General features: G+C 68.0%; 2 protein-coding genes. Both read left to right on the forward strand.

Annotated features, from left to right (window positions below):
• Nucleotides 1-338: 338 nt before the first annotated feature.
• Nucleotides 339-1844, forward strand: coding sequence for an alpha/beta hydrolase (locus GZ998_RS00200; protein ID WP_308807120.1), 1506 nt, complete (start codon nt 339-341; stop codon nt 1842-1844).
• Nucleotides 1845-1943: 99 nt separating this feature from the next.
• Nucleotides 1944-3482, forward strand: coding sequence for a hypothetical protein (locus tag GZ998_RS00205; protein WP_219108245.1), 1539 nt, complete (start codon nt 1944-1946; stop codon nt 3480-3482).
• Nucleotides 3483-3778: the final 296 nt, after the last annotated feature.

Below are 3778 nucleotides of genomic sequence, written 5' to 3' on the forward strand. Positions count from 1 at the left end.
CGCAGGGGCCCCGCCGGGCCGCGGGCGGGCCGGGCGCCGTCGCCCGGGTGCCGACCCGGCCGGCTGGCCCTGCCGCGGGCGGGAGGAGGGGCGCTCATACCGCTGGATGAGCGCGCGCCGGGTGCGTATCGGTCAGCGGGCGGATTCGGTGGGTGCCGACGCCATCTACCTTTTAGTTCATGAGAACGAAAATGATTCACAATAGGGCTGTCGTTCCACTGGCGGCCGTGGCTGCCGCCTGCCTGCTCGCGTCGGCATGCGCCGTCGGCGGCGCGGATTCGGCGCCGTCGGGAGGCCGGACGGCCCCCGTTCCGGTTGATGCGTCGGACAGTCCGCCCGTGCCCGCGGGACTGGAGGCCTTTTACGGGCAGAAGCCCGATTGGCACAGCTGCGACGACGACGCCGCCTTCCAGTGCGCCACCGTGAAGGTGCCCCTGGACTATGACGCTCCCGCAGGGAAGACGATCAGCCTGGCGGTGAAGAAGCTGCCCTCAACCTCAGGAAACCCGATTGGCACGCTGCTGACCAATCCGGGCGGTCCCGGAGGCAGCGGATTGGAGTACGTGTCGCAGGAGGGCGTGTTCTCCGACGCGCTGCGAGCCGGCTACGACATCCTGGGCTTCGACCCGCGCGGTGTGGGCGAGTCAACCCCCCTAACCTGCCTGAGCCCGCAGGAGATCGAGGAGGCGGCGCGCGGCGCCCTTGAGGCCGGTGAGCCGACCCCGGCCGCACAGCCCCAGGAGGACACCGCGCAGGAGGAAATGGCGGCCGAGAGCGCGCAGGACTCCGAGCAGGCGGCCGCGGAGCTGGCCGCCAGGTGCGAGCAGTACTCACCCGTCCCCGAGATCATCGATCACATGGACACCGCCTCAGTGGCGCGCGACCTGGACGTGCTACGAGCGCTCTCGGGCGACAATCGCCTGCACTACCTCGGCACCTCCTACGGCACCTACTTGGGGGCCCGCTACGCCGAGCTGTTCCCGGAGAACGTCGGGCGCATGGTGCTGGACAGCGCCCAGGACCCCGCGCAGGAGAACGCCGACAACGTCGTGCAGCAGGCCGAGGCCATTGAGAAGAGCCTGCACGCCTATGTGGAGCACTGTCAGGCCGGCACGGACTGCCCGCTCACCGGCGGCGTCGCCTCGGGTGTGGAGCAGATCGGGCAGCTGATCCAGCGGGCCACCGCCACGCCCCTGCCCAGCACCGTGGGTAAGGACGTGGACGGGGAGACGCTGACCAGCACGCTGGTGGACCTGATGTATGACAACAGCGCCTGGGACCTTCTCACCGCGGCCCTCACCCCGGCGATCAACAACGGTGACGGCACCGCGCTGGCAGTGATCGCAAACCCGGATCTGGTCGATGCGGAGGCAGACCCCGCGGAACTGGCTCAAAAGCAGGCGCGGGAGGCAGCGAACCAGTACGCCATCAGCGCCGTCGACTGCCTGGACTACCCGGTGCGGGGCGATGAGCCGCAATGGGACGCCCAGGCAGAGGAGATCAAGCGGGTGGCACCCATCCTGGGCGAAGGCCTCGGGTACGCGGATGCGTTCTGCCAGGGCTGGGGGCATCACACCGATCACCTGCCCGGACAGATCCGCGCAACGGGGGCCGCGCCGATACTCGTCGTCGGCATAACCGGCGACCCGGCAACCCCGTACCAGTGGTCCCAGGCCCTGGTCAAGCAGCTCGACTCCGCCCGCCTGCTGACCGTCCAGGGCAACGGGCACGGCGCCTATATGCGCAAGGGCGAATGCGTGGACAACGCAATCGACGCCTACCTGCTGCGCGGGGAGCTGCCGCACAAGGACCTGACCTGTGCCGAGCAGGTGCAGCAGTACTGAGGGCGTACGCGCCGCAAGGCGGGCACGGGAAGAACTCTTGGCCTGCCGCGGGTGGACAAACGCATGCAGCCTGAATCCAGAATGAAAGCGAGCCAGCAAATGACTAAAACCGATCCGACCGCATGGTCCCTGTCACGTCGTTCCGCCGTCGCCGCCATGGGTACGGCCCTCCTGCTGCCCCTGGCCGCCTGCGCCGGCTCACCGGGTGCGGGAAGCAGGACGACGACGCCGAGCCCGTCCGCTCCCGATCCTGGCGCGGGGGCGGTAAACCCCCTCGGCTCTCTGACCGGCACGCCGTCGTTGTCCGCCGAGCAGTACGAGACGATGGTGGAGGGCATCGCCAACTGGGTTACGCGCGCCTGGCCGCTCATGGGGCCGGTGTGGCCCGGGGTTGACTACACCCGGCACCGGATCATCGCCCTGCAGGTGGATGAGCAGTTCAAGGCCACCCGGGCCTGGGTGATTTCCACCGCGGGGCACCGGGAGCTCAAGGCCGCCGAGTTTGCGGACATTGAGCCGCCGTCCTCATACGGCAAGGTGGAGTTCGAGGGGCAGCCGTCGATCACCCTCAACCTGGGGCAGGCCGCGGCGGCCAGCAATGGCCCGGGGCACGGTGAGGAGACGACGGCGAGCGGGAACGCCACGCCCTCGATCGCCGCGACCGGTTCGTCCGCCCCCACCGCGGATCTGACTGACCCGGCCACCTTCGCCTTCGCCCTGATGACCCACGAGCTGGTGCACTTCTACTATCAGGGCGAGATCAACGTCTCTGCCTCAAGCAGTCGGGACACTCCCTACCCGTACCAGGCCCGTCCGCGCACACTGCGGCGCATGCTGCTGGACCGCCTGCGCCTGGCCGCCACCGATCCTGGCAAGCGCGCCGAGCACCTGGGATACGCCCGCCACTGGCTGGACACCTGGAAGTCGGAGTTCGCCCAGGAGGCGCAGGACATCCACCACTACGACATCGCCGAGGGCGTGGCCCGGTACGTGGAGTACATGGCCCTGTCCATCCAGGCGGACCAGTCCGCGGAGCAGTTGCAGGCGCGGCAGGCCCCGCTGCTGCAGGAGGAGTCGCTGGATGTGTCGGTTGACGTGGAGTCCTACGCCTTCGGCTTCGTCACCGGGGTGCTGCTGGACGCCACCAGGCCGGGCTGGAAGAGCGGCTTCTACGCCGGCGGCAAGACGCTCACCGAGCTGCTCCTGGAAGAGGTGAGCCCTGTGCCGGAAGACATCGATCCCGCGGTCAGTGGCAAGGTCGATGAGCTGATCAAGGAGTCCGAGGAGTACACCGGCCCGGACATCAGGAAAATCGACGCCGCCGAGGCGGACACCTCCGTGGCCTACCTGCGTGTGCACGAGTACGGGGAGATCGGGTACGGGGGCTCCTTCGCCTACAAGGACAAGGTGGTGCTCACCACTACCATCCTGGTGCTCGACGGTGAGGGGCACAACCTGCAGGTGCTCGGGGTGCCTAGCTTCACCGGCCCGGACCGGGAGGTGCTGACCATCCCCCTTGTGGGCGCGCCCCACAGCTATGCCAATGGCGTGCTGACGGTTGACGGGGAGGAGATCACCGGGACCATCAAGGCCGAGAAGGCCATCGAGAGCGGGAGGGAGGTGTTCATCGCGAAGTGACGGACGGTAGTCGAGCGCTGTGCGTACTGCCCTGACGCTGCTAAAAAGGGGGATACATGAGGCTCGACTTCCGACGTGTTTGCGCCCGCATCCTGACGGTTCGTGTTTGGGGCTGTGCTGGCGCGGCGGTTCGTACGTTCTGGCCGGCGGTTCGCGGGCACTGGTTGACGGTTCGTACCTGGTGGTGACGGTTCGTACGTTCCGGTCGACGATTCGTACCTGGTGGTGACGGTTCGTACGGTAGGGGTACTGTGCTGTCTCCACACTTCTGGGACGGTTGAGTCTCATGACTTCTG

The organism is Actinomyces sp. 594 (genome assembly GCF_019325145.1).
GTDB lineage: Bacteria > Actinomycetota > Actinomycetes > Actinomycetales > Actinomycetaceae > Actinomyces.